General features: G+C 68.3%; 21 protein-coding genes and 1 tRNA gene. 16 read left to right on the top strand and 6 right to left on the bottom strand.

The features are described 5' to 3' along the window. Window positions 1-20: 20 nt before the first annotated feature. From narH to FHU39_RS23145, 8 genes are all read left to right on the top strand, one after another. Entirely contained in the window at window positions 21-1787 is a 1767-nt protein-coding gene (narH, locus tag FHU39_RS23180; protein WP_183323088.1) for a nitrate reductase subunit beta, read from the top strand. Continuing rightward, window positions 1784-2503, top strand: a complete 720-nt coding sequence (gene narJ / locus FHU39_RS23175; protein WP_183323087.1) for a nitrate reductase molybdenum cofactor assembly chaperone — start codon at window positions 1784-1786, stop codon at window positions 2501-2503. Before narH ends, narJ begins: the two co-directional genes overlap by 4 nt. Continuing rightward, entirely contained in the window at window positions 2503-3252 is a 750-nt protein-coding gene (narI, locus tag FHU39_RS23170) for a respiratory nitrate reductase subunit gamma (RefSeq protein WP_183323086.1), read from the top strand. Before narJ ends, narI begins: the two co-directional genes overlap by 1 nt. Before the next feature lie 6 nt (window positions 3253-3258). Further along, the gene (locus tag FHU39_RS23165; protein ID WP_183323085.1) at window positions 3259-4932 is read left to right on the top strand and encodes a fatty acid--CoA ligase; all 1674 of its coding nucleotides are present in this window, start codon (window positions 3259-3261) and stop codon (window positions 4930-4932) included. Then, window positions 4929-5543, top strand: coding sequence for a molybdenum cofactor guanylyltransferase (gene mobA, locus FHU39_RS23160; protein WP_183323084.1), 615 nt, complete (start codon window positions 4929-4931; stop codon window positions 5541-5543). Before FHU39_RS23165 ends, mobA begins: the two co-directional genes overlap by 4 nt. 200 nt (window positions 5544-5743) lie before the next feature. After that, the gene (rsmA, locus tag FHU39_RS23155) at window positions 5744-6601 is read left to right on the top strand and encodes a 16S rRNA (adenine(1518)-N(6)/adenine(1519)-N(6))-dimethyltransferase RsmA (protein WP_183323083.1); all 858 of its coding nucleotides are present in this window, start codon (window positions 5744-5746) and stop codon (window positions 6599-6601) included. Window positions 6602-6605: 4 nt separating this feature from the next. Continuing rightward, on the top strand, window positions 6606-7535 hold the full coding sequence (locus FHU39_RS23150; protein WP_183323082.1) for a 4-(cytidine 5'-diphospho)-2-C-methyl-D-erythritol kinase: 930 nt from the start codon (window positions 6606-6608) through the stop codon (window positions 7533-7535). A gap of 34 nt (window positions 7536-7569) precedes the next feature. Then, on the top strand, window positions 7570-9384 hold the full coding sequence (locus FHU39_RS23145; RefSeq protein ID WP_183323081.1) for an ABC-F family ATP-binding cassette domain-containing protein: 1815 nt from the start codon (window positions 7570-7572) through the stop codon (window positions 9382-9384). A gap of 315 nt (window positions 9385-9699) precedes the next feature. Here the strand turns inward: FHU39_RS23145 and FHU39_RS23140 are convergent, their stop codons facing one another. The 3 genes from FHU39_RS23140 to FHU39_RS23130 all read right to left on the bottom strand — a co-directional run bounded on the left by FHU39_RS23140 (window position 9700) and on the right by FHU39_RS23130 (window position 13333). Next, window positions 9700-11469 (bottom strand): ABC transporter substrate-binding protein, encoded by a 1770-nt coding sequence (locus FHU39_RS23140; RefSeq protein WP_183323080.1) that lies wholly within the window; start codon window positions 11467-11469, stop codon window positions 9700-9702. Window positions 11470-11777: 308 nt separating this feature from the next. Next, the gene (locus FHU39_RS25150; protein WP_183323079.1) at window positions 11778-12731 is read right to left on the bottom strand and encodes a helix-turn-helix domain-containing protein; all 954 of its coding nucleotides are present in this window, start codon (window positions 12729-12731) and stop codon (window positions 11778-11780) included. 95 nt (window positions 12732-12826) lie between these two features. Further along, on the bottom strand, window positions 12827-13333 hold the full coding sequence (locus FHU39_RS23130; protein WP_183323078.1) for a MarR family winged helix-turn-helix transcriptional regulator: 507 nt from the start codon (window positions 13331-13333) through the stop codon (window positions 12827-12829). 83 nt (window positions 13334-13416) lie between these two features. Between FHU39_RS23130 and FHU39_RS23125 the strand changes: the two genes are divergently transcribed. Beyond that, on the top strand, window positions 13417-14202 hold the full coding sequence (locus FHU39_RS23125; protein ID WP_183323077.1) for a methyltransferase domain-containing protein: 786 nt from the start codon (window positions 13417-13419) through the stop codon (window positions 14200-14202). Between the two features lie 5 nt (window positions 14203-14207). Next, window positions 14208-14600 carry a VOC family protein gene (locus FHU39_RS23120; protein ID WP_343066093.1) on the top strand — a complete coding sequence of 131 codons (393 nt, stop codon included), beginning with the start codon at window positions 14208-14210 and terminating at the stop codon, window positions 14598-14600. Here FHU39_RS23120 and FHU39_RS23115 read toward each other — a convergent pair. Further along, window positions 14587-15210, bottom strand: a complete 624-nt coding sequence (locus FHU39_RS23115; protein WP_221185851.1) for a TetR/AcrR family transcriptional regulator — start codon at window positions 15208-15210, stop codon at window positions 14587-14589. The genes FHU39_RS23120 and FHU39_RS23115 overlap by 14 nt on opposite strands. Before the next feature lie 107 nt (window positions 15211-15317). Between FHU39_RS23115 and FHU39_RS23110 the strand changes: the two genes are divergently transcribed. Further along, a tRNA-Gln gene (locus tag FHU39_RS23110) sits at window positions 15318-15396 on the top strand. A gap of 156 nt (window positions 15397-15552) precedes the next feature. Beyond that, window positions 15553-16035 (top strand): SRPBCC family protein, encoded by a 483-nt coding sequence (locus FHU39_RS23105; protein WP_183323075.1) that lies wholly within the window; start codon window positions 15553-15555, stop codon window positions 16033-16035. Between the two features lie 20 nt (window positions 16036-16055). Here FHU39_RS23105 and FHU39_RS23100 read toward each other — a convergent pair whose 3' ends face one another. Both FHU39_RS23100 and FHU39_RS24505 read right to left on the bottom strand, forming a co-directional pair. Then, window positions 16056-17192: a sterol desaturase family protein gene (locus FHU39_RS23100; protein ID WP_183323074.1), complete on the bottom strand. Its 1137-nt coding sequence runs from the start codon at window positions 17190-17192 to the stop codon at window positions 16056-16058. A gap of 39 nt (window positions 17193-17231) precedes the next feature. Continuing rightward, window positions 17232-17636 (bottom strand): immunity protein Imm33 domain-containing protein, encoded by a 405-nt coding sequence (locus tag FHU39_RS24505; RefSeq protein ID WP_343066092.1) that lies wholly within the window; start codon window positions 17634-17636, stop codon window positions 17232-17234. Between the two features lie 158 nt (window positions 17637-17794). On the opposite strand from FHU39_RS24505, the gene glmU reads away from it, so the two are divergent. The 4 genes from glmU to pth all read left to right on the top strand — a co-directional run bounded on the left by glmU (window position 17795) and on the right by pth (window position 22138). Next, window positions 17795-19285 carry a bifunctional UDP-N-acetylglucosamine diphosphorylase/glucosamine-1-phosphate N-acetyltransferase GlmU gene (gene glmU / locus FHU39_RS23090; RefSeq protein ID WP_183323073.1) on the top strand — a complete coding sequence of 497 codons (1491 nt, stop codon included), beginning with the start codon at window positions 17795-17797 and terminating at the stop codon, window positions 19283-19285. A gap of 67 nt (window positions 19286-19352) precedes the next feature. After that, window positions 19353-20330, top strand: coding sequence for a ribose-phosphate diphosphokinase (locus FHU39_RS23085; protein WP_183323072.1), 978 nt, complete (start codon window positions 19353-19355; stop codon window positions 20328-20330). 469 nt (window positions 20331-20799) lie between these two features. Next, window positions 20800-21438 (top strand): 50S ribosomal protein L25/general stress protein Ctc, encoded by a 639-nt coding sequence (locus FHU39_RS23080; RefSeq protein WP_183323071.1) that lies wholly within the window; start codon window positions 20800-20802, stop codon window positions 21436-21438. A 121-nt stretch (window positions 21439-21559) separates the two neighbouring features. Next, window positions 21560-22138: an aminoacyl-tRNA hydrolase gene (gene pth, locus FHU39_RS23075; RefSeq protein WP_183323070.1), complete on the top strand. Its 579-nt coding sequence runs from the start codon at window positions 21560-21562 to the stop codon at window positions 22136-22138. Window positions 22139-22141 lie beyond the last annotated feature (3 nt).

The following is a 22141-nucleotide window of genomic DNA, read 5'->3' as shown; positions in this document are numbered from 1 at the left end:
CAGGGCAAGGGGTTTCGAAGATGCGAGTAATGGCGCAGATGTCGATGGTGATGAACCTCGACAAGTGCATCGGCTGTCACACCTGCTCGGTCACCTGCAAGCAGGCGTGGACCAACCGGGCGGGCATGGAATACGTCTGGTTCAACAACGTGGAGACACGTCCCGGGCTCGGCTACCCGCGCACCTGGCAGGACCAGGAGAAGTGGAAGGGCGGCTGGAAGCGGCTGCCGAACGGCCGGCTGACGCTGAAGTCCGGGAACCGGCTGAAGAAGCTGGCCAGCATCTTCAGCAACCCCAAGCTGCCGAGCATCAGTGACTACTACGAGCCGTGGAGCTATGACTACGAGACGCTGCTGGAGTCGCCGGTCACCAAGAACTACCCGGTCGCGCGGCCCTATTCGCTGCTGTCCGGCAAGCCGATGAACGTGGAGTGGTCGGGCAACTGGGACGACGACCTCGGCGGTTCGCGGGAGCACGCGGTGAAGGACCCGATGCTCAAGGGCATCGAGGACAAGGTGAAGTTCGAGTTCGATCAGACCTTCATGTTCTACCTGCCGCGGATCTGTGAGCACTGCCTCAACCCCGCGTGCGCCGCCTCCTGCCCGAGCGGCGCGATCTACAAGCGGGAAGAGGACGGCATCGTCCTGGTCGACCAGGACAAGTGCCGCGGCTGGCGGATGTGCATCAGCGGATGTCCTTACAAGAAGGTCTATTTCAACCACAAGACCGGCAAGGCCGAGAAGTGCACGTTCTGCTACCCGCGCATCGAGGTCGGCATCCCGACCGTGTGCGCGGAGACCTGCGTCGGCCGGCTGCGCTACATCGGGATCATGTTGTATGACGCCGACCGCGTCCTGGAGGCGGCGTCGGTGGAGAACGACCAGGACCTCTACCAGGCGCAGGTCGACTGCTTCCTCGACCCGTTCGACCCGGAGGTGCAACGTGCCGCCGAGGCGGACGGCATACCCGGCGACTGGATCGAGGCGGCGAAGAAGTCCCCGGTCCGGCGGTTGATCATGGACTACCGGGTCGCGCTGCCACTGCACCCGGAATTCCGCACCATGCCGATGGTTTGGTACATCCCGCCGCTCTCGCCGGTCGTCGACGTCATCAAGGAGACCGGCTACGACGCGGAGGACCAGGGGAACCTGTTCGCGGCGATCGACGCGCTGCGGATCCCGGTCGAATACCTCGCCAACCTGTTCACCGCGGGCGACGTCCCCACGGTCGACCGGGTGCTGAAGAAGATGGCCGCGATGCGTTCGTTCATGCGCGACATCAACCTCGGTGGTGACCCGAACGAGGAGATCGCGGCGTCCGTCGGGATGTCGGCCGAGGACATGTACGAGATGTTCCGGTTGATGGCGATCGCCAAGTACGACGAGCGTTACGTCATACCGACCGCGCACGCCGAACAGGCGCACGGGCTGGAGGAACTCGCCACCGAGTGCGCGGTGAGCGAGTACGACCACCAGGGCAGTCCGTTCGGTGAGGGCTCCGGCCAGAGCGCGCTGACCCCGGTCGCGATCGAGAACTTCAACATGCTCAAGGAGCGACAGACCTCCGACCACGACACCCTGGTCAGCGGCGGGTCGAAACACGGCCGGGTCAACCTGCTCAACTGGGACGGCCGGGGAGTCCCGGAGGGTCTCTTCCCATCCGGTGGCCGAGTAGCGGAGGGCAGTTCCGGTGGCCGAGTAGCGGAGGACAGTTCCGGTGGCCGAGTAGCGGAGGAGCGCAGCGGGGGAGCGTATCGAGGTCCCGGCGACGACGGGCCGCAGCAATGAAAACGTTGCGCTGGCAACGCCATCGCCGCCGCACCGCGGAGCTGCCCGACGACGTGCTCACCGCAACCTGGCAAGCCGTCTCGGTGCTGCTGGAATATCCCGATGTGCAAGCGGTGCAACAGTTCTCGGCCGTACGCGGCGTCGCGGAGCAGCTGCCGCCGCAGCTCGGCCGTCACTTGCTGGGTTTCCTGGACGACGCGGAGCACCTGCCCCTGCCGGAGTTGCAGGCGGACTACGTCGACACCTTCGACGTGACCCGCAAGTGCAGCCTGCACCTGACCTACTTCACCAGCGGCGACACCCGCCGGCGGGGCGTGGCTCTGGTGGAGTTCAAGCAGGCCTACCGGCACGCCGGGGTGGAACTGACCGACGAGAGCAGCGAGCTGCCCGACTTCCTGCCGGTACTGCTGGAGTTCGGCGCCTTCACCGACCGGGACACCGCGTGGAAGCTGCTCAACGCGCACCGGGTCGGCCTCGAACTGCTGCACGCCGCGCTCGTCAGACGCGAATCCCGCTGGCTGCCGGTGGTCGACGCGTTGCGCGAGACGCTGCCGTCGCTCGGTGACGACGACGAGGTCGCGCTCCGCCAGCTGATCGCGTCGGGTCCGCCGTCGGAGGACGTGGGCATCGACAGTTCGCCATACAGCCTGGACCCGCGGCTGAACCCGCAACCGGACCCGATCGACCTCGGCATGCCGACGACAGGAGTGTCCTGATGGCTCTGTTCCTCTGGGTGATCGTGCCCTACGTGTGTTTCGCGATCTTCATCGTCGGTCACTTCTGGCGTTACCGCTACGACAAGTTCGGCTGGACGACCCGCAGCTCACAGCTCTACGAGAACAAGCTGCTGCGCTGGGGCAGCCCGATGTTCCACTTCGGCATGCTCGGTGTCCTGGGCGGCCACATCATCGGCCTGGTCATCCCGAAGGTCTGGACCGACGCGCTCGGCATCTCGGAGCACTGGTACCACGTGATCGCCCTCGCGGGCGGGATCCCGGCCGGCTGCATCGCCCTGGCCGGCCTGGTCATCCTGATCTACCGTCGCCGCATCACCGGTCCGGTGTTCTCCGCGACCACCAAGATGGACAAGGTCATGTACGTCTTCCTCGCCGCGGCCATCGTGCTCGGCGTCTGGAACACGCTGGCGTCCGGGCTCTTCCACGTCGGCGGCGACTACAACTACCGCGACGGGGTGAGCCTGTGGTTCCGCGGGGTGTGGACGTTCCAGCCGAAGGCGTCGCTCATGGCGGACGCGCCCTGGAGCTTCCAGCTGCACGCGTTCGTGGCCATGATCCTTTTCGCGCTGTGGCCGTTCACCCGCTTGGTGCACGTCTTCAGCGCGCCCATCGGCTACCTGACCCGGCCCTACATCGTCTACCGGTCCCGTGACGAACGGCCCGGTGCCGGCACCGGATCCCGTGCACCGCAACGTGGTTGGGACAAGCCGACCCTGCAGAAGAAGTGAGGCACCATGGACAGCACGATGCAGCGCACGCCGCTCCTCATCTCCACGCTGCTGCGATACGGCGCGAGCGCGCACGGCCGCAGCGAGCTGATCACCTGGACGGAGTCAGGAGCGCGGCGCACGTCATACCGTGAGGCGGGTGAGCAGGCGGCGCAGCTGGCCCATGCCCTGCGCGGTGTCGGCATCACCGATGACCAGCGGGTCGGCACGTTCATGTGGAACAACGCCGAGCACGTCATCGCCTATCTCGCGGTGCCGTCCATGGGCGCCGTGTTGCACGCGATCAACATCCGGCTCTTCCCGGAGCAGATGGTCTACGTCACCCGGCACGGCGGTTCCGAGGTCGTCATCGTGGACAACTCGCTCGCCGAGCCGTTCAGCAAACTGCTGCCGGCGCTGACCGGCGTACGTCATGTCGTCGTCAACGGCCCGGTCCCGGATGGGCTGCGGGATGCGCTGGCGGCACCCGACCACGTCGAGCAGGTCCACGACTGGGACGAGTTCCTGCGTGACCAGCCGACGTCCTTCGATTGGCCCGCGGTCGACGAGAACGACGGCTGCGCAATGTGTTACACCTCCGGGACGACCGGCAACCCGAAGGGTGTCGTCTATTCGCACCGCAGCAACTACCTGCACGCGCTGACCTCCGCGTCGATGCTCTCCGTCGGTCAGGCGGACCGGTTGCTCATCGTGGTCCCGCTCTTCCACGCCAACGCCTGGGGCTATCCCTACGCCGCGATGTTCACCGGCTCCAGTCTGGTGCTGCCCGACCGGTTCCTGCAGCCCGAGCCGCTGGCCCGGATGATCTCCGAGCTGAAGGTGACCGGCGGTGCCGGTGTCCCGACCGTCTGGAACGGCCTGTTGCAGCACCTGCAGCAGACCCCGACGGATGTGTCGAGTTGTCGTTTCCTGATGGTCGGCGGTTCGGCCGCCCCACCGGCGATGCTGCGCACCTACCAGGACCGGTTCGGCATCGAGATGATCCACGGCTGGGGCATGACCGAGATGTCCCCGGTCGGGTCGCTCGCGCTCGCACCGGGCGACGTCGAGCCGGGCACCCCGGAGTACTGGCGGTACCGCAGTTCCCAGGGACGGCTGTTGCCCGGCGTCGAGGGCAGGCTGATCGGCCCGGACGGCGCGCAGCAGCCCGCGGACGGATCGTCGATCGGTGAGCTGGAGGTGCGCGGCCCGTGGATCACCGGGTCCTACTACTCCAACGGCAGCGAGAGTGAGACGGAACTCGCTGACATGGCAAGCAAGTTCGACGGCGAGTGGTTGCGCACTGGGGATGTCGGTGCCCTCACCGACGACTCCTACCTGCTGCTGAGCGACCGCTCCAAGGACGTCATCAAATCCGGTGGCGAGTGGATCAGCTCCGTCGATCTGGAGAACGCCATCATGGGTCACCCCGACGTGCTGGAGGCGTCGGTCATCGGCATACCGGACGACAAGTGGCAGGAGCGGCCCCTCGCGACTGTCGTCCTCCGGGACGGCGCGACCGTCATGATCGACGGGCTGCGCGACTTCCTGGCCGACAAGATCGCGCGCTGGCAGCTGCCCGACAAGTGGGCGATCATCGACGAGGTGCCCAAGACCAGCGTCGGCAAGTTCGACAAGAAGGCGCTCCGGCGCAGCTTCGCCGACGGGGCACTCGACGTGCAGCGGGTCGGTTCCGAATGAGCGATGGATCCGCAGACCCAGCAGTCGTTTTCGACGCCATCGTGCTTGTAGGTGGCGCGGGCTCCAGACTGGGTGGGGTCGACAAGGCCGCGGTGGAACTCGCCGGGCGGTCCCTGGTGTCGCGACCGCTCGAAGCGGTGCGGGACGCGCGCACCCTCGTCGTGGTGGGCGACACCGCGGCGCCCGACATCCCGGACCGGGCGATCCGGGTCGTCGAGGACCCGCCGGGGAGCGGGCCGGCCGCCGCGACCGTCGCCGGGCTGCGTGCGATCGAGGAGCCCGCCGCCTGGACCTACTTGATCTCGTGCGATGTGCCGGGCGCCGTGGGCGCCATACAACTGCTCGCCGAGGCGGACGCCGGTGATTCCGACGGTGTCGTGCTGGCGGAGCCCGACGGCCGGCTGCAGTGGCTGCTGGGTCGTTACCGCTCGTTCGCCCTGTATGACGCCGCCGAGCAGCTCGGTGACGCGGCAGACCGGTCGATGCGCGCGCTGCTGGAGGACCTGGACCTGGTCCCGGTCCCCGCCCCCGAGGAAGTGTGGCGCGACGTCGACACCTGGGACGACCACGCCCACTGGACGCACACCCTCGGCGGCGACCCGAGGCCCTGACAGTACCCCTGACCCTGCGCACACCCCCTCGCCGAGCGGCTCACAAACCCATCGACAGGCTCAGTAATACGGCGTTCTCCGCGCCGTTGAGCGCCGTATTACTGAGCCCGTCGGTATTTGGTGAGCCTGTCGGCGGGGTGTGGGCGCCACGGGCGGCGTCGGCAGGACCCCGCACTGGGGCAACGGCTAGTGTCGGGCGGGTGAACGACGACGCCGCCACCTTGCTCACCGCGCCGCTGGTGCGGGAACTGGCCGGGCGGCTCGACGTGCGCCCGACCAAGCACTGGGGCCAGAACTTCGTCATCGACCCCAACACCGTGCGCAAGATCGTCCGGCTGGCCGGTGTCGGACCGGCCGACAGTGTCGTCGAGATCGGCCCCGGGCTCGGCTCCCTGACGCTGCCGCTGCTGCAGGCCGCGGCACACGTCACGGCCGTGGAGATCGACCCCCGCCTCGCCGAACAGCTCCCGCGTACCGTCGCGGACCTCGCGCCGCAGTTGCGGGAGCGGCTGCGCGTCATACCCCAGGACGCCATGACGGTGACCGAGATGCCGGATCCGCAGCCGGTCGCGCTGGTCGCCAACCTGCCCTACAACGTCGCCGTGCCGGTGGTGCTGTCGTTCCTGGCACGCTTCCCGACGCTGCAGCGCGTGCTGGTGATGGTGCAGCTCGAGGTCGCGGAGCGGCTGGCCGCCGGACCGGGCAGCAAGGTCTACGGCGTCCCGAGCGTCAAGGCCGCCTGGTATGCCGACGTGCGGCTCGCGGACCGGGTCGGTCGCAACGTCTTCTGGCCCGCGCCCAACGTCGACTCCGGCCTGGTCGCGATGGTCCGGCACGATCCACCGGCGACCACGGCGAGCCGCGAGGAAGTGTTCGCGTGCATCGACGCCGCGTTCGCCGCACGTCGCAAGACCCTGCGGGCGGCGCTCGCCGGGTGGGCGGGGTCGGCGCCCGAGGCCGAGCGCATGCTGCGCGCCGCCGGGGTCGACCCGTCGCTGCGCGGGGAGCGGCTGACGATCGACCAGTTCGCGGCCATTTCGGCTCAACGCATAGGGTGACGGCATGGAAGTGACGTCCACGGCCCCGGTCACGGTGCGCGTGCCGGCCAAGGTCAATCTCGAGCTGCGCATCGGCCCGCTCGAGGACGACGGATATCACTCTCTGTCAACGGTTTTCCACGCAGTGGAGCTGCACGACCACGTCACGGTCCGGGCCGCCGACGAGTGGTCGGTCACCACGACGGGCGTCGGTGCGGGCATCGTGCCCGACGACGACACCAATCTCGCCATGCGGGCAGCCAAACTCATCGCGGCCCGGATCGGCACCGACGAACGCCTGGCGATCGACGTGGACAAGAAGATCCCGGTCGCCGGTGGTATGGCGGGCGGCTCCGCGGACGCCGCCGCAGCGCTGGTGGCCGTCGACGCGTTCTGGGACTCCGGCTTCAGCCCCCGCGAGCTGCAGGACATGGCCGCCGAACTCGGCAGCGACGTGCCGTTCGCACTGGAGGGCGGCACGGCCATCGGCTCCGGTCGTGGCGAGCACCTGGTGCCGGTGCTCAGCCGGGGCGCGTTCGAGTGGGTCTTCGCGCTGCACCACGATGGCCTGTCCACCCCCGCGGTCTACGCCGAGTGCGACCGGTTGCGCGGCAACCGACGGATCCCCGAACCGAAGCCCAACACGGCGCTCATGGCGGCCCTGCGCGCCGGTGACGTCGACGCCCTGGCCAGCAACCTGCAGAACGACCTGCAGGATGCCGCCTGCTCGCTGATGCCGAAGCTGACCACCACGATGACCACCGGCCTCGACAACGGCGCGCTCGGGGCGATCGTCTCAGGCTCCGGGCCGACGGTGGCGTTCCTGTGTGCCGACCGGACGTCCGCGCTGGACCTGATGGTGACCCTGTCGGCCAGCAACGTCTGCGACGAGGTCGTCAGCGCCGCCGGGCCCGTCCACGGCGCGCACGTCGTGCACGACGTGCGGCACCGGTGACCCGGCCCCGCCATACCCGATCGATAGTTGCCTGATGCCCAATCTCCTTGCCGCCGAGAACATCTCACTGGCTCTCGGCACCAACCAAGTGCTCGACGCCGTCTCGCTCGGGGTCGGCACCGGTGACCGGATCGGTGTCGTCGGCCGCAACGGCGGTGGCAAGTCGACGCTGCTGCGCGTGCTCGCCGACGCCCAGCCGATCGACACCGGGCGGGTCACACGCGTCGGCGGCCTGACGATCGGCATGCTGAGCCAGGACGACCGGCTCGACCCCGCAGCCACCGTCGGCGACGCGACCCTCGGCGACCGCGCCGAGCACGAATGGGCGGGCGACCCGCGCATCCGCGACGTGCTCGGCGGCCTGCTCGGCGGTGTCGGGTTCGGTGCGGTGGGCGGCCCGGACGCGATCGTCGGCACCAAGTCCGGTGGCGAGCGGCGCCGGATCGCGTTGGCGCAGCTGCTGATCGACGATCCGGACCTGTTGCTGCTGGACGAGCCCACCAACCATCTCGACGTCGAAGGCGTGCAGTGGCTGGCGGACCACCTGGTGCGTCGCCGGTCGCGACCGGACAACGCGTTCGTGACCATCACCCACGACCGGTGGTTCCTCGACGCGGTCGCCGACCACACCTGGGAGGTCGTCGACGGGCGCGTCGAGCAGTACGACGGCGGGTATGCCGCCTACGTGCTCGCGAAGAACGAGCGGGCACGGATCGCGGCGGCGACCGAGGACCGGCGGCAGAACCTGCTGCGCAAGGAACTCGCCTGGCTGCGGCGGGGACCACCCGCGCGCACGTCGAAGCCGCGGTTCCGCATCGACGCGGCGAACGAGCTGATCAAGGGCGAGCCGGAGCCGCGCGACGAGGTCGAACTGGTGCGCTTCGCCACCACCCGGCTCGGCAAGGACGTCATCGACCTGATCGACGCCACTGTCGACGTGGGCGACAAGCGGATCCTGGACAAGCAGACCTGGCGTCTCGCACCGGGGGAGCGCACCGGCATCGTCGGCGTCAACGGGGCCGGCAAATCGACGGTGCTGCGCGCCATCGAGGGCAGCCAGCCGCTCACGGCGGGCAAGCGCAAGCAGGGCCGGACCGTCGAGCTGGCGTTCCTGACCCAGGAGGTGCGCGAGCTCGACAGGTACGACGGGCAGCGGGTCATCGACGCCGTCACCGAGGTGAAGAGCTTCATCATGCTCGGTGGCAAGGAGGTCTCGGCGTCCTCGCTGGCCAAGCGGCTCGGGTTCTCCGGCGCCCGCCAGCAGACCCGGGTCGGCGACCTGTCCGGTGGCGAGCGGCGCCGGCTGCAACTGTTGCGGCTGCTGATGACCGAGCCGAACGTGCTGCTGCTGGACGAGCCGACCAACGACCTGGACATCGAGACGCTGACCTCGCTGGAGGATGTGCTCGACGGCTGGGCCGGCACGCTGGTCGTCGTGTCGCACGACCGGTATCTGCTGGAGCGCATGTGTGACCGGCAGGTCGCGCTGCTGGGCGACGGCCGGATCCGGGAGCTGCCCGGCGGTGTCGAGCAGTACCTCGAGCTGTATGCCGCGCAGCAGCGTTCCGCACCGGCGCAGACGGCGAGCACCCGGACCGACGTGGCAGCGTCGACGCCCGCGGCGTCATACAGCGCGGCGGAGCAGCGCGAGGCCCGCAAGGAGATGGCCCGTATCGAGCGCACCCTGGGCAAGCTCGCCGACCAGGAGGAGAAGCTGCACGCGGCGCTGGTCGAGGCCGCCACCGACCCCGCGCGCGCGACCGAGCTCGACGGGCAGTTGCGCGCGGTACACGCGCAGCGCGAGGAACTCGAGGAACGCTGGCTGGAGGTCGGCGAGATCGTCGAGTGACCGGGGCGGCCCGATCGCGACCGGCCTGCTGCCGAGGCAGCGGGAGAATGCGTTCGCCATGCGCTGGACGAAAGGTGATCACGGCAGTGAACGTGATCGAGAGCATGCGAGACGCGGCCGGCCGCGACCGAGTGTGTGGGGAGGACCTGTCGTCCTCCGGTATGACGGGAGCGTCGCGATCGCCGGTGTCGCGCGAAATCCGGCGCGGCCCACGACGTCCCCTTTCGATCAATCATGACATTGGCGATATGACCGTCGCAATTGAATTACGGTCATATCGCCAATGTCGGGGCGAACGGGTGAATTACTGTTCGATCATTGCGTGACCCAGAGCTGGGAAAGGCTGGGCATGCTGAGGATCGGGTTGAGTTCGACATTCTTGACGTTCTTGCCGAATGTCGCGGTGTTCATCGAGTAGTAATCCGGCAGGGACGGGACGTACTTCGTCATCAATTCCTTGTCCAGGGCGGCCCACTTCGGGGCAGCCTTGGCGGGATCCATGGCGCTGATCGCGTCCATCTCCTTGTTGACGGCGGCGTTCTTGAACTGACCCACCGACAGACCGTTGGAGATGCCGGCCCCGTTGAACAGTGGCGGGTACTGCGAGTCGCCGGTCGGCCAGTCGTAGCACCAGCCCGGGGTGCCCTGGCCCATGTTGACCGGAGCCTTCGGGTCGGCGATCTTCTTGGTGAACTCGGCGCTGGACACCGGGATGTCCTTGACCGTGAAGCCCGCCGCCTTCAGCGCCGCCTTCTTGGCGTTGTTGGCGTTGACGACGTTCGGCTTGTCGCTGCGGTAGTAGTAGGACAGCTGGAAGCCGACCTTGTTCGCCTTCTGCAGGATGGCCTTGGCCTTGGCGGGGTCACCGTTGCCGGTGCCGGTCGCGTACGGCAGTGGCGGGTATTTCTTGTAGCCCTGCAGGCTGGGCGCGGCGAACGTGGTGGCCGGCTGGTAGTTCAGCGTCGACAGGCCGCCGGCCTTGCGGATCTGGTTGAACGGCCACGCGTAACCGATCGCCTTGCGGATGTCCAGCGGCACCTTGCGGGTGTCGATCTCCACAAAGAACTCGCACGAGGACGGGCCGATCGCGAACTGGTTCTTCTGCGCGCCGGTGACCTTCGAGGCCAGCGAGGCGTCGATCGCGCCGATGTTGACCGTGTTGGCGCCGACTCCGCTGTTGGCCAGCACCCGCTGCTGCGAGGGCAGGTCCTCGATGGAGAAGTTGATCTGCACCTTGTCCGGGTAGGCGTGCCGCACCGGGTCGGTCTTGGCGTCCCAGTTGGTGTTTCGCACCAGGATCATCTTCTGGCCCTTGGTGAACGACTGCACCTTGTAGGGGCCGGTCGTGAGGGGGTTGTTCTGGTATGTCGCCTTGGTGTCCTTGGCCTTCGGCACCGGGGTGAACTCCGGGAACGAGGCGAAGTAGTTGAACGACGGGACCTTCTTCGTCAGGTGGAACACCAGCGTGTCGCTGCCCTCGGTGGTGACGCCGGGGAACTTCACGTTCGGCTGGGCGTAGGGGCCCTTGTAGGTGTCGCCGCCCTTCAGGTACTCCATCTGGTAGCCGGTCCCGTTGGCACCGACACCCTTCACGTCGAAGGTGCGCTCCATGCCGTAGACGAAGTCCTGGATCTTGACCGGGGAACCGTCGGAGTACTTCAGACCGGGCTTGATCTTGAACTTCCAGGTCAGCCCGTCGGAGGACGGCTTGCCGACACCTTCGGCCAGGTCGGGCACCAGCACGGGTTTTCCGTCGACGATCTTGTACTGCGTCAGCGTCCGGAACAGGTACTGCGACGAGAACGCGTTCGAGTCGATGTAGTAGATGCCGGCCGGGTCCATCGTCGGCGGGTTCGACGAATCGTCGATGTACAGCGTCCCGCCGTTCTTGGCGCCCTTGACCGCCGGCGCCGGACCCTTCAGGTTCGGATCCTGCGCGGCGACCGCCGCCTTCGTCTGCTCGTTGGCAGCCGTCGTGTTGCCGCCCTGGGTGCCCGACTCCGACGGGCCACCGCTGCTGCAGGCAGCCAGCGAGACCGCAGTGACACCCGCAGCCGTAAGTGCGACCACCTTTGTGAAACGCATTTTCATTTCCTCCATTGCCCTGGAATTGGCCAGGGCGGGTCATGGATCAAGCCGTCTATTGACGGTTTTGATCGCAAATTGTTTGCAGGCAGCTCGAGTTGACGGTTCGCCTGCACCCCCGCGTTTACCTGAATGAGAACGAAGGCCGCGACGCGGCCTTGTGGCAACCACTGTGATCAACCTTTGACGCAGCAATGCGTGATGTCCAGCCATTGCCGGTTATCGCGACCCGATCGCAATATTCGACGGTATTCGAATCGAGTTCTCCTCGGGCTCCTGCCGTCGGCCGGCGGCGGCCCCGACGTCCGTTACGGCGTGCCGGTCAGCAGTTGCCGGCCCGTGGGCGACAACTCGTAGAGCACGCTGTGGCGGTCACGTGACCGCTCGAGGAGACCGGCCCGCTGCAGGACCTTGACGTGGTACGACACGGTGGCGGCGGCCAGCCGGAGCTCACCACTGAGCTCGGTGGTGGTCCTCGCGGACGTGAGCTTGCGCAGGATCAGGGCCCGGGTCGGACCGAGCAGTCGGCGCAACTCGGCCAGCGACGCGGAGCGCGTCGCGGCGACCCCGACCGGGTAGGCGACGAACGGTTGGGTGCCCCACAGACGCATGGCGAGCCGGGTCGGTCCGTACAGCGCGGTGGGAATGACCAGCAGCTCGGAGGGGGTCTCGGGTGCCGGACCGTCGCTGCTCAGCTGCAGCAGATCGTCGTAGGAGAGGCGATCGTGCACGGCGCCGAGCGCCGCACTGATGCCGCCGCTCTCAACGAGTTGGGTGCAGCGTTCGATCTCGGCCTGAAGCGCCTCCTGCGCGGTGGGCCAGATTCCCGCAACGCCGTTCTCCCAGAACGACTTCAGGCCCCGCGCCGCGCGGGCCGGCAACGTGCCGTCCCGCAGGGCGCAGGACACGTTCGTCGACAGTTCGCGGTCGCCGAGATCCTCCCAGACCTGCACCGCCGCGATCGCGTGGTCGGTGCGGCGGATCTCGTCCAGCTGGGCCGTTGCGACCGCGGCGGCGGGTCCGTCGGCAGGGACCGGCACGAGGAAGTCCGGGGTGGGGCCGTCGCCGTGCGGCAGCAGCTCGGCGACCAGGGCGACATCCGGGCAGTCGAGCAGTTCCCGGGCCCGCTCGTCGGGTGCACCGTAGGTCGGATCGGTACCCCCGTCCCGCGTCAGGCACAGCCAGCCGAGCGTCTCCAGGACCGGCGAGGGTGCCCAGCGGATAGTGCTGGACATCCGTGGCGCCAGGTCAACCGTGATCACGTGCCGCATCCTCCTACCGGCCTTCATCGTGTCATCGACGCCCGGTGCGGCTCAACCTCATTTCCTCCGGGCCCGGCAGCGCGCCCGCAGCGCCGTCAGTCCGCGGGTCGTTCCACGGCGGCCAGCAGGGTGCGCAGTGACGCGGCCAGCGCGGAGCGGTGCCGGCTGGGTAGGTGAGCCAGGATCTCGTGCTCCTGTTCGAGCAGTTCGGTCATCGCCGAGTCGACCGCGTCGCGACCGGCCGGGGTGAGGCGCACGAGCACCCCGCGGCGGTCCTTCGGTGCCGGGTGGCGTTCGACGAAGCCGCGGCTCTCCAGTCGGTCGACGCGGTTGGTCATGGTGCCGCTGGTGACCAGGGTCTGTTGCACGAGAGCGCCCGGTGACAGCTCGTACGGCGCCCCGACGCGGCGCAGCGCGGACAGCACGTCGAACTCCCAGCCGTCCAGCCCGTGGTCGGTGAAGGCGCGTCCGCGAGCCTGGTCGAGCAGTCGCGCGAGCCGTGAGACCCGGGAAAGCACTTGCAGTGGCTCGACATCGAGGTCGGCGCGCTCGCGGCGCCAGGCCTCGACAATCTGGTCGACCTCGTCGCGTTCCGCCACCATGGAAGCAGTCTACTCACGAGTTTCTTGACATCGAGACATCCCAGGGTATCTTGATATCAAGATAAATCGAGCGGGAGGTTGGCATGGCGACGTGGGATCCGGGGCAGTACGAACGATTCTCCGATCTGCGCAACCGTCCGTTCGCCGACCTGGTGGCTCGCGTCGGCGCCGACGACCCGAGCGCCGTCGTCGACCTCGGCTGCGGAAACGGCCCGTTGACGCTCGGGCTCGCCGATCGCTGGCCGGGTGCGAGCATCACCGGGCTGGACTTGTCGGCGACGATGCTGGAACGGGCCCGCGCACTGGATGTGGACGACCGAGTCGAGTGGGTGCTCGGCGACGTGTCCGCGTGGGAGCCGTCCGGTCCCACTGACGTGATCGTCACCAACGCCACCCTGCAGTGGGTTCCTGGGCATCTCGAGCTGATCGCGCGGTGGCTGCGGGCGCTGCCGGCCGGTGGCTGGTTCGCGATGCAGGTGCCGGGCAATTTCAACGCCCCGTCGCACCGGATCATCCGCGAGGTCGCACGAGAGCACCGCCGAGCGGGCGACCTGGTGGGTGCGTTGCGCGAGTCGCCGGTCGAGACGCCGCAGCGGTATGGCGAAGTGCTCGCCGCGGCCTGCGGCCATGCCGACGTCTGGGAGACCACGTACGAGCAGATCCTGGATCCGCAAGGAACGCAACGCAGCCCGGTACTGGAGTGGGTCAAGGGCACCGCCCTGCGGCCACTGCTCGACGTGCTGGACGGCCAGGAGCGGGAGCCGTTCCTGGCCGAGCTGGCATCCCGCTTCGACGCGGCGTACCCGAGGGCGCCACACGGGGTCGTGATGCCGTTCCGGCGGATCTTCGCCGTCGGCAGGAAGGGCTGAGCGGTGTGACGCAGCAACGCATTTCGGTCACCGGCCTGCACCATGTCCAGCTCGCCTGCCCGCCGGGTGCGGAGGACCGGTTGCGACAGTTCTACGGCGGGTTGCTCGGGCTGCCCGAGATCCCGAAGCCGCCGGCGCTCGCGGCGCGCGGCGGTTGCTGGTTCGCGGTCGGTGACACCCACGAATTGCATTGCGGCGTGGAGGAACCCTTCACGCCGGCACGCAAGGCACACCCGTGCCTGCTCGTGTCCGACGTCGACGCGGCCGCGGCGGCGGTCGACGCCGCGGGAGGGGCGGTCCGCTGGGACGACGGCATACCCGGTGTCCGCCGGTTCCACACCGACGATGCGTGCGGTAACCGGGTCGAGTTGCAGCAGGCGCCGGTCAGAGCGTCTTGAGTGTGGGCTCCTTCTCGATGTGGCCGAGGCCGTGCCAGGCCAGGTTGACCATGTGCGCGGCGACGGTGTCGCGTGACAGCGAGGAGCCGGACTCGATCCACCACTCGCCGGTGAAACCGATCATCCCGACCAGCATCTGGGCGTAGATCGGCACGACCTCGACATCGAGGTCGTTGCGTTCGAACACCTCGATGACGATCGCCTCAACGTGGCTCGACACGGTCGACAGGATGCTCGCGGCGGACCCGCTGCCGTGCCACGTCGGGGAGTCGCGCAACAGCACCCGGAACGCCGCAGGGTGCTCCTCGATATAGGTCAGGAGCGCTACCGCGCCGCGCTCCAGCAACTCGCGCGAGCCCCCGCCGGCGGTGAGGGAGCCGACGAGCTGGTCGAGCAGGTCACGCATGGCGCGGTCGACGACCACGGCATACAGGCCCTCCTTGCCACCGAAGTGCTCGTAGATCAGCGGTTTGGTGACGCCCGCTGCCGTGGCGATGTCTTCGACGGTCGTGGGTTGGACGCCGTGCTCGGCGAAAAGCTGCTGGGCGACCGAGATGAGCTGTTCGCGTCGGTCAGCGGCCGAGAGCCGGGACCGTTTCTTCGTGGGCATATGGATATTCAAGGGGAAGAGACCCGCCGGTGTGGCCATGTCTCTGGGACCGATATGCCTTCTTGACCGATCTGTCCTACCCTTGTCCGCGTCCCCGCAGGGGGCGTTCCCCGGTTGCTCTGCTGGTAGGGGCCGCCTGACTTTGAATCAGGATTAGCGACGTTGGTTCGATTCCAACCCGGGGAGCCGGTGGCGGCTCGGGGTGGGGACGATGGGGGGTCTGATGGGTGAGACGACGCTGGAGACAGTCGAGGGCCGCCCGACACTGCGCTTCACGCGTGAGTTGGTCGCTCCGCTCGCAGCGGTATGGCGGGCCGTCAGTCAGCCGGGTGTCGTCGGGGAGTGGTTCCTGCGGGGCAGCCATGGGCGAAGCCGACCGAGCTCGGTCGGCTACTCGGTGAGGTGCAGGGCGAGCCGATCTCCAGCGTGCCACCGTCGCACATCGCGTGGCAGTGGGACGAAATGGTTTTCACCTTCGAACTCACCGAGCACGACGGCGTCGTACAGCTCGAACTGCTGGTGACGATCGAGGACCGCGACGAGGCGGCGGTCGCCGCGCTGGAGTTTGACGCGTTCCTCGATCGGCTGGCGCCATACCTTGCCGGCGACGAGCTGACCTTCGCCGCCTTCGCCGACGTCGACGCACAGGAACGCCTGCTCGAGGTGTATGCCGAGCGGTTCGGCATCGACCGGACGCGCGGCCTCGACTTCGTGGCGAGCATCCGGCGCGCCCTGGCGGCGCGGGAGGATCGCTTCGTCGCCGACGGGTCACTGGACGTCACCGGCCTCGAATCGGCGTGGCAGGACACGCATCCGGGGAGCTGAGCTCGCCGCAACAGGGCAGGTCAGGCGACTGTCGCCGCGCTCCTGCGGTGGGAGTAGGCCCACCCGGGCGAGCGCAGCAGGTAGGACCACCGGCCGCCCCAGGTGTCGGCACCCGTCACCTGCTCGAACATGTCGACCCATTCGTGACCGGCGATCCTGATCGGGTTGAACGTGTCGATGTTCTTCGTCAATCCGTAGACCGGCTGGGAGTTTTCGGCCTCGAAGGTGCCGAACAGCTTGTCCCAGACGATCAGGATGCTGCCGTGGTTGCGGTCCAGGTACTCGCTGTTGGTGCCGTGGTGCACGCGGTGGTGCGACGGCGTGTTGAGCACCTTCTCCAGCCACCCGATCGAGCGAACCGCCTCGGTGTGGATCCAGAACTGGTAGAGCAGGTTGATCGCACGCGCGTTGATGATGTGCCGCGGGCGCACGCCGACCAGGGCCAGCAGGCTGTAGGGGATGTAGAGCGTCATCGTGTCGCCCCACGGCTGTCGTAGGGCGGTCGAGAGGTTGTAGTGCTCGCTGGAGTGGTGGACCTCGTGCATGGCCCACATCCAGCGCACCTCGTGGTCGAGCCGATGGTTCCAGTAGTAGATGAAGTCCCAGCCGAGCACCGCCAGCGTGGCGACGAGTGCGCCGTCGCCGAGGTCGAGCGGGGTGCGGCCGAAGAACTTCTCCCCGGTGGTGCGCGCGCCCCATTCGGTGGCGACGACCAGCGCGGTGGACGCGACGGCAATGCCGGCGACCCGGCCGGTGATCCGTTCCAGGACCGGTCTGACCGGCGCACCGTCCGACGGGGCCTGGGTCCGTTGGAGGACACGGGTGTCCCAGTCGGCGACACCGGCCGCGCCGAAGTCGTCGCTGCGCAACTTGCGGATGACGTCCAGTGCCGTGGTGGCCGCGGTCGCGCCGATCGCGACCGTCATCGCCGTCCTCGCCGCTCGACCGCGCCCGGCGAGCGGCCCGATCAGCGTCTTGGAGACGTATGGCGCCACCAGCGACCCGAGGCCCATCGACAGGCTCGCCATCGTGTCCTTGAACTCGTAGTCACCGGCCCGTGTCCCTGGCGGTGCCGGATGTTTGCGCTGCCAGGCGTATTCGGCAGCCATTGCACCGATGAAGCCCGGAATAGCCAGCACGGTGAGGTCCAGTCTCATGGGGTTGACTCGATCCGGATCGCGGTCTGCAACGCCGGCTCAGGCCCGGAACTGCGGCGGGACGTAGAAGTTCTCCTCGGGGATCTCCCGCCCGGTCGTGACGTCGATGACCCGGATGCGGTCGTCCCGCTCGATCCGCAGGTCGCTGCCGACCGGGAAGTCGTAGATGCCGATCAGCGCGGGCTCGATGGCGCAGGCCTGGTTGTAGTCCATGATGACGAACGGGTTGCCCTGGTTCATGTACTCCTGGGTGTCGTGCTCACCGAAGATGCGCCAGCCGTTGTCCGCCGGCGCCTTCGACTCGTCGCGGTGCATGAACTTCACCCGGCCGACGCGGTCCCGCACGTGCGTGGTGACCAAGCAGGCGCCCGCCTGCGGGATGAATTCCACCGGGGCGCCACTGGGCGGTTGCGCTTCCTTCTTCTTCCGGAAACCGAATGCCACGGCTGACTCCTCACGGTCGTGGTTTCGGCCAGTCTGCCATGCGCGGGCGCCCCCTTCCGTGAGGCGACAGCAGGTGCACACCGCGGCTGCCGGTAACATCACCGCCGGGCCCGCACGCGCACGCGCGCCCGTCGCCAGCGCCACCAGGAGTCGATCCCGTGACTGCAACGCCCGCCGCCGTCATCGTCCTGTCCGCAGGTGACGGCACCCGGATGAAGTCGCGACGCAACAAGGCACTGCACGCCATCGGTGGGCGGACCCTCGTCGGGCACGCCGTCAGCGCCGCGGTCGGCACCGGTGCGCAGTATGTCGCCGTCGTCGTCCGCGCGCAGAAGGAAGCCGTCGCCGAAGCCGCCCGCGAGATCTCCCCGGAGATCGTCATCGCGGAGCAGGACGACGTCTACGGCACCGGGCGCGCGGCCGAGTGCGGTCTGCTGGCCCTGCCCGACTCACTCGCCGGCACCGTCGTCGTCACCACCGGGGACACGCCGCTGCTCACCGCCGAGACGTTGGTCGACCTGACGCAGGACCACGAGCACGCCGGAGCCGCCGTCACCGTGCTGACCGGCGTGCTGCAGGACGCCTCCGGCTATGGTCGCATCGTCCGCGACGAGCAGGGCGCGGTGCAGGCCATCGTCGAGCACAAGCAGGCGACCCCCGAGCAACTGCAGATCGGCGAATTCAACTCCGGCATCTTCGCATTCGACGCGGCCGTGCTGCGCGACGCGCTCGCGGAGGTCGGTGTCCACGCCGAGGCGGGGGAGAAGTACCTCACCGACGTGGTCGAGGTCGCCGTGCGGCGCGGACTGCGGGTCAACGGTCACGTGCTGGACGACCTGTGGCAGACCGAGGGCGTCAACGACAAGGCGCAGCTCGCGCGGCTCGGCAAGGAGCTGAACCGCCGCACGCTCGACACGCTCATGCGCGAGCACGGCGCGATCGTCATCGACCCCGACACCACCTGGGTGGACGTCGGCGTGAGCGTGGGAGCCGACAGCGTCATACATCCGGGGTGTCAGTTGCACGGCGCGACCTCGATCGGTGCCGACTGTGAGATCGGCCCGGACACCACCCTGGTCGACACGGAGGTGCAGGACGGCGCGAGCGTCGTACGCACCCAGGCGAACCTGGCCTTCATCGGCCCCGGCGCGAACGTCGGACCGTTCTCCTACCTGCGGCCCGGCACCGAACTCGGCCGGGGCGGCAAGATCGGCGGTTTCGTCGAGACCAAGAACGCCCAGATCGGGGACGGCGCCAAGGTGCCGCACCTGACCTACTGCGGCGACGCGACCATCGGTGAGGGCAGCAACATCGGCGCCGGCACGATCTTCGCCAACTACGACGGCGTCACCAAGAGCCACACCAACGTGGGCAAGCACAGCTTCGTCGGCAGCAACTCGGTCATCGTCGCTCCGGTCGACATCGCGGACGGGGTGTATGTCGCGGCCGGTTCCACCGTCGTCGACGACGTCGCCCCCGGGGAACTGGCCATCTCCCGGGCCAAGCAGCGCGACGTCCCCGGCTGGGTGGCGCACCGGCGTGCCGGCACCGCGACCGCGGCCGCCGCCGAGGCAGCCTCGCACGCCACCACCGACATACCGCCGGCCGACCCCGACGGCACGGACAACCAGGAAGGTCCCACTCAGTAATCATGAGCGAGCGCAGCGAGCGAATACAGGCTCAGGCGAACGACAACGCCGGTACGAAGGCGTTGTCATGAGCACCGGCATGAAACGCACCACGGAGAAGAACCTGATGGTCTTCTCCGGCCGCGCCCACCACGAGCTGGCGGAGGCGGTCGCGGCCGATCTCGGCACTCAGCTGGTGCCGACCGAGCTGCGCGACTTCGCGAACACCGAGATGTACGTGCGGTTCGAGGAATCGGTGCGCGGGTGCGACGCCTTCGTGATCCAGAGCCACACGGCGCCGATCAACAAATGGATCATGGAGCACCTGCTCATGGTCGACGCGTTGAAGCGGGCGAGCGCCAAGCGGATCACCGTCGTCACGCCGTTCTACGGCTACGCCCGCCAGGACAAGAAGTCCCGCGGCCGTGAGCCGATCAGCGCCCGGCTGATGGCGGACATGTTCAAGGTTGCGGGCGCGGACCGCCTGATGACGGTCGACCTGCACACCGACCAGATCCAGGGCTTCTTCGACGGCCCGGTCGACCACCTGCAGGCGCTGCCCATCCTCACCGAGCACGTCGCGAGCAAGTACGGCACCGAGGAGCTCACCGTCGTCTCCCCGGACGCCGGCCGCATCAAGGTCGCCGAGCAGTGGTCGAGGCGGCTGGACAACGCCCCGCTGGCGTTCATCCACAAGACCCGGGACGTCACCAAGGCCAACTCGAGCGTCGCCAACCGGGTGATCGGTCACGTCGAAGGACGCACCTGCGTGCTGGTCGACGACATGATCGACTCCGGCGGCACCATCTGCCACGCGGCGGACGCCCTGATGAACGACGGCGCCGCCAGCGTCATCATCGCCGCGACGCACGCGATCTTCTCCGAGCCGGCCGTGCAGCGACTGCGCGACTCGGTCGCCCGCGAGATCGTCGTGACCGACACGCTGCCGATCACGCCGGAGAAGGAGTTCGAGAAGCTCACCGCGTTGTCCATCGCGCCACTGCTCGGCCAGGCGATCCGCGAGGTGTTCGAGGACGGCTCGGTCACCTCGATGTTCACCCCCTGACGGGGCGTACCGGGTGTGCGGCCCGGGTGTACCGGACCCGGGCGTGCCGGAGTCGCCCCAGGGGAGGGCTGTGCGCGGGTTTGCCGGCTTCGGGTGTACCGGAGTCGCCACTGGGGGGACCTGTGACCGCAAAACCGGTCCAGGGCGTGCCGGAGTCGCCACTGGGGGGACCTGTGACCGCAAAACCGGTCCAGGGCGTGCCGGAGTCGCCACTGGGGAGAGCTGTGTACGCCGACGCACCGCCCGCCGCCCGTTCCTGGGACGCCGATTTGGGCGAGACGCGGCTCCCGGCATACGATCTAGGGCGCCAGCCTCGGCGAGGGACGCTGCACGAACGTCCGTGATCGACAAGGTGTGCAACCGCAGCCTCGAACGCTGCTCTCCTGCGCACGTATGTCGGCCGCTCGCGCCGCGTCCCACGTCGAGGCACCACTGACACCCAGTTGCTCGACGAAGCGAGGAAATCCCCATGGCACAGACAGAGCTCCGCCTCAACGCGGAACTGCGCACCGAGTTCGGCAAGGGCGCCGCCCGCCGCATCCGCCGCGACCACAAGATCCCGGCCGTGCTCTACGGGCACGGCACCGACCCGGTGCACCTGACCCTCCCGGGCCACGACACGATGCTCGCGCTGAAGCACTCCAACGCGATCCTCACCCTCGACTTCGACGGCAAGGAAGAGCTCGCGCTGGCCAAGGACGTGCAGCGCGACCCGATCAAGCCGGTCATCGAGCACGTCGACCTGGTCATCGTGAAGCGCGGCGAGAAGGTCACCGTCGACGTCCCGGTCCACGTGGAGGGCGAGGCCGGCCCGGAGACCAACGTCGTCGTCGAGAGCTCCACGCTCTCCGTCGAGGCCGACGTCCTGTCGATCCCCGAGTTGTTCGTCGTCTCCGTCGAGGGCCTCGAGGCCGGCAGCCAGATCCTGGCCAAGGACGTCGAGCTGCCCGCCGGCGTCACGCTGGTCGCCGACGAGGAGCTGCTTGTCGTCAACGTCAGCCAGCAGGCCGCCGAGGAGCCCGAGGAAGAGGCTGCCGAGGGCGAAGAGGCCGCCGAGGGCGAGGAAGCCGCTGCGAGCGAAGAGGCCGCCGAGGGCGACGAGGCCTGATCCACCAGAAGCTGAAGCGGCCCCGGTCCGTCTCGGACCGGGGCCGCACCGCGCCCACGGCGGATCGACCGCCGGAATGCGTTATCTTCAAAGCGTTTCCGCACGAGGGATGGGATGAGCAGTGACTGACGACGCACCCTGGCTGATCGTCGGTCTCGGCAACCCCGGACCCAAGTACGCCGGCAACCGGCACAACGTCGGTGCCATGGTGATCGATCGTATGGCGCACGACGCCGGCACGAGCCTGCGCGCGCACAAGGCGGGCGCGCTGGCCGCCTCGATCCGCCTCGCCGGGCAACCGGCGATTATCGCGACCCCGACCAGCTACATGAATGAGTCCGGCGGACCGGTGGCCGGGCTGATGCGCTTCTTCAAGGTGCCGCTGGAGCGGCTCATCGTCATCCATGACGAGCTGGACATCGACTTCGCGACGTTGCGGCTGAAGCGCGGCGGTGGCGAAGGTGGCCACAACGGCCTGAAATCGATCACCAAATCCGTTGGCAGTAAAGACTATCTGCGGGTGAGGGTCGGGATCGGCCGGCCACCGGGACGGATGGACCCCGCGGCGTACGTGTTGAAGGACTTCAACGCGGCCGAGCGCAAGGAACTGGACTTCCTCGTGCCCGACGCCGCCGAGGCCGCGGAGCTGCTCACGACCAAGAGCCTCAGCGACGTGCAGAACGTCATCCACGCACGCTGACCC

The organism is Flexivirga oryzae (genome assembly GCF_014190805.1).
Classification (GTDB): Bacteria; Actinomycetota; Actinomycetes; order Actinomycetales; family Dermatophilaceae; genus Flexivirga; species Flexivirga oryzae.
Note: the sequence above shows the minus strand (reverse complement) of the source record. Positions and strands in the feature narration are given on the sequence as shown.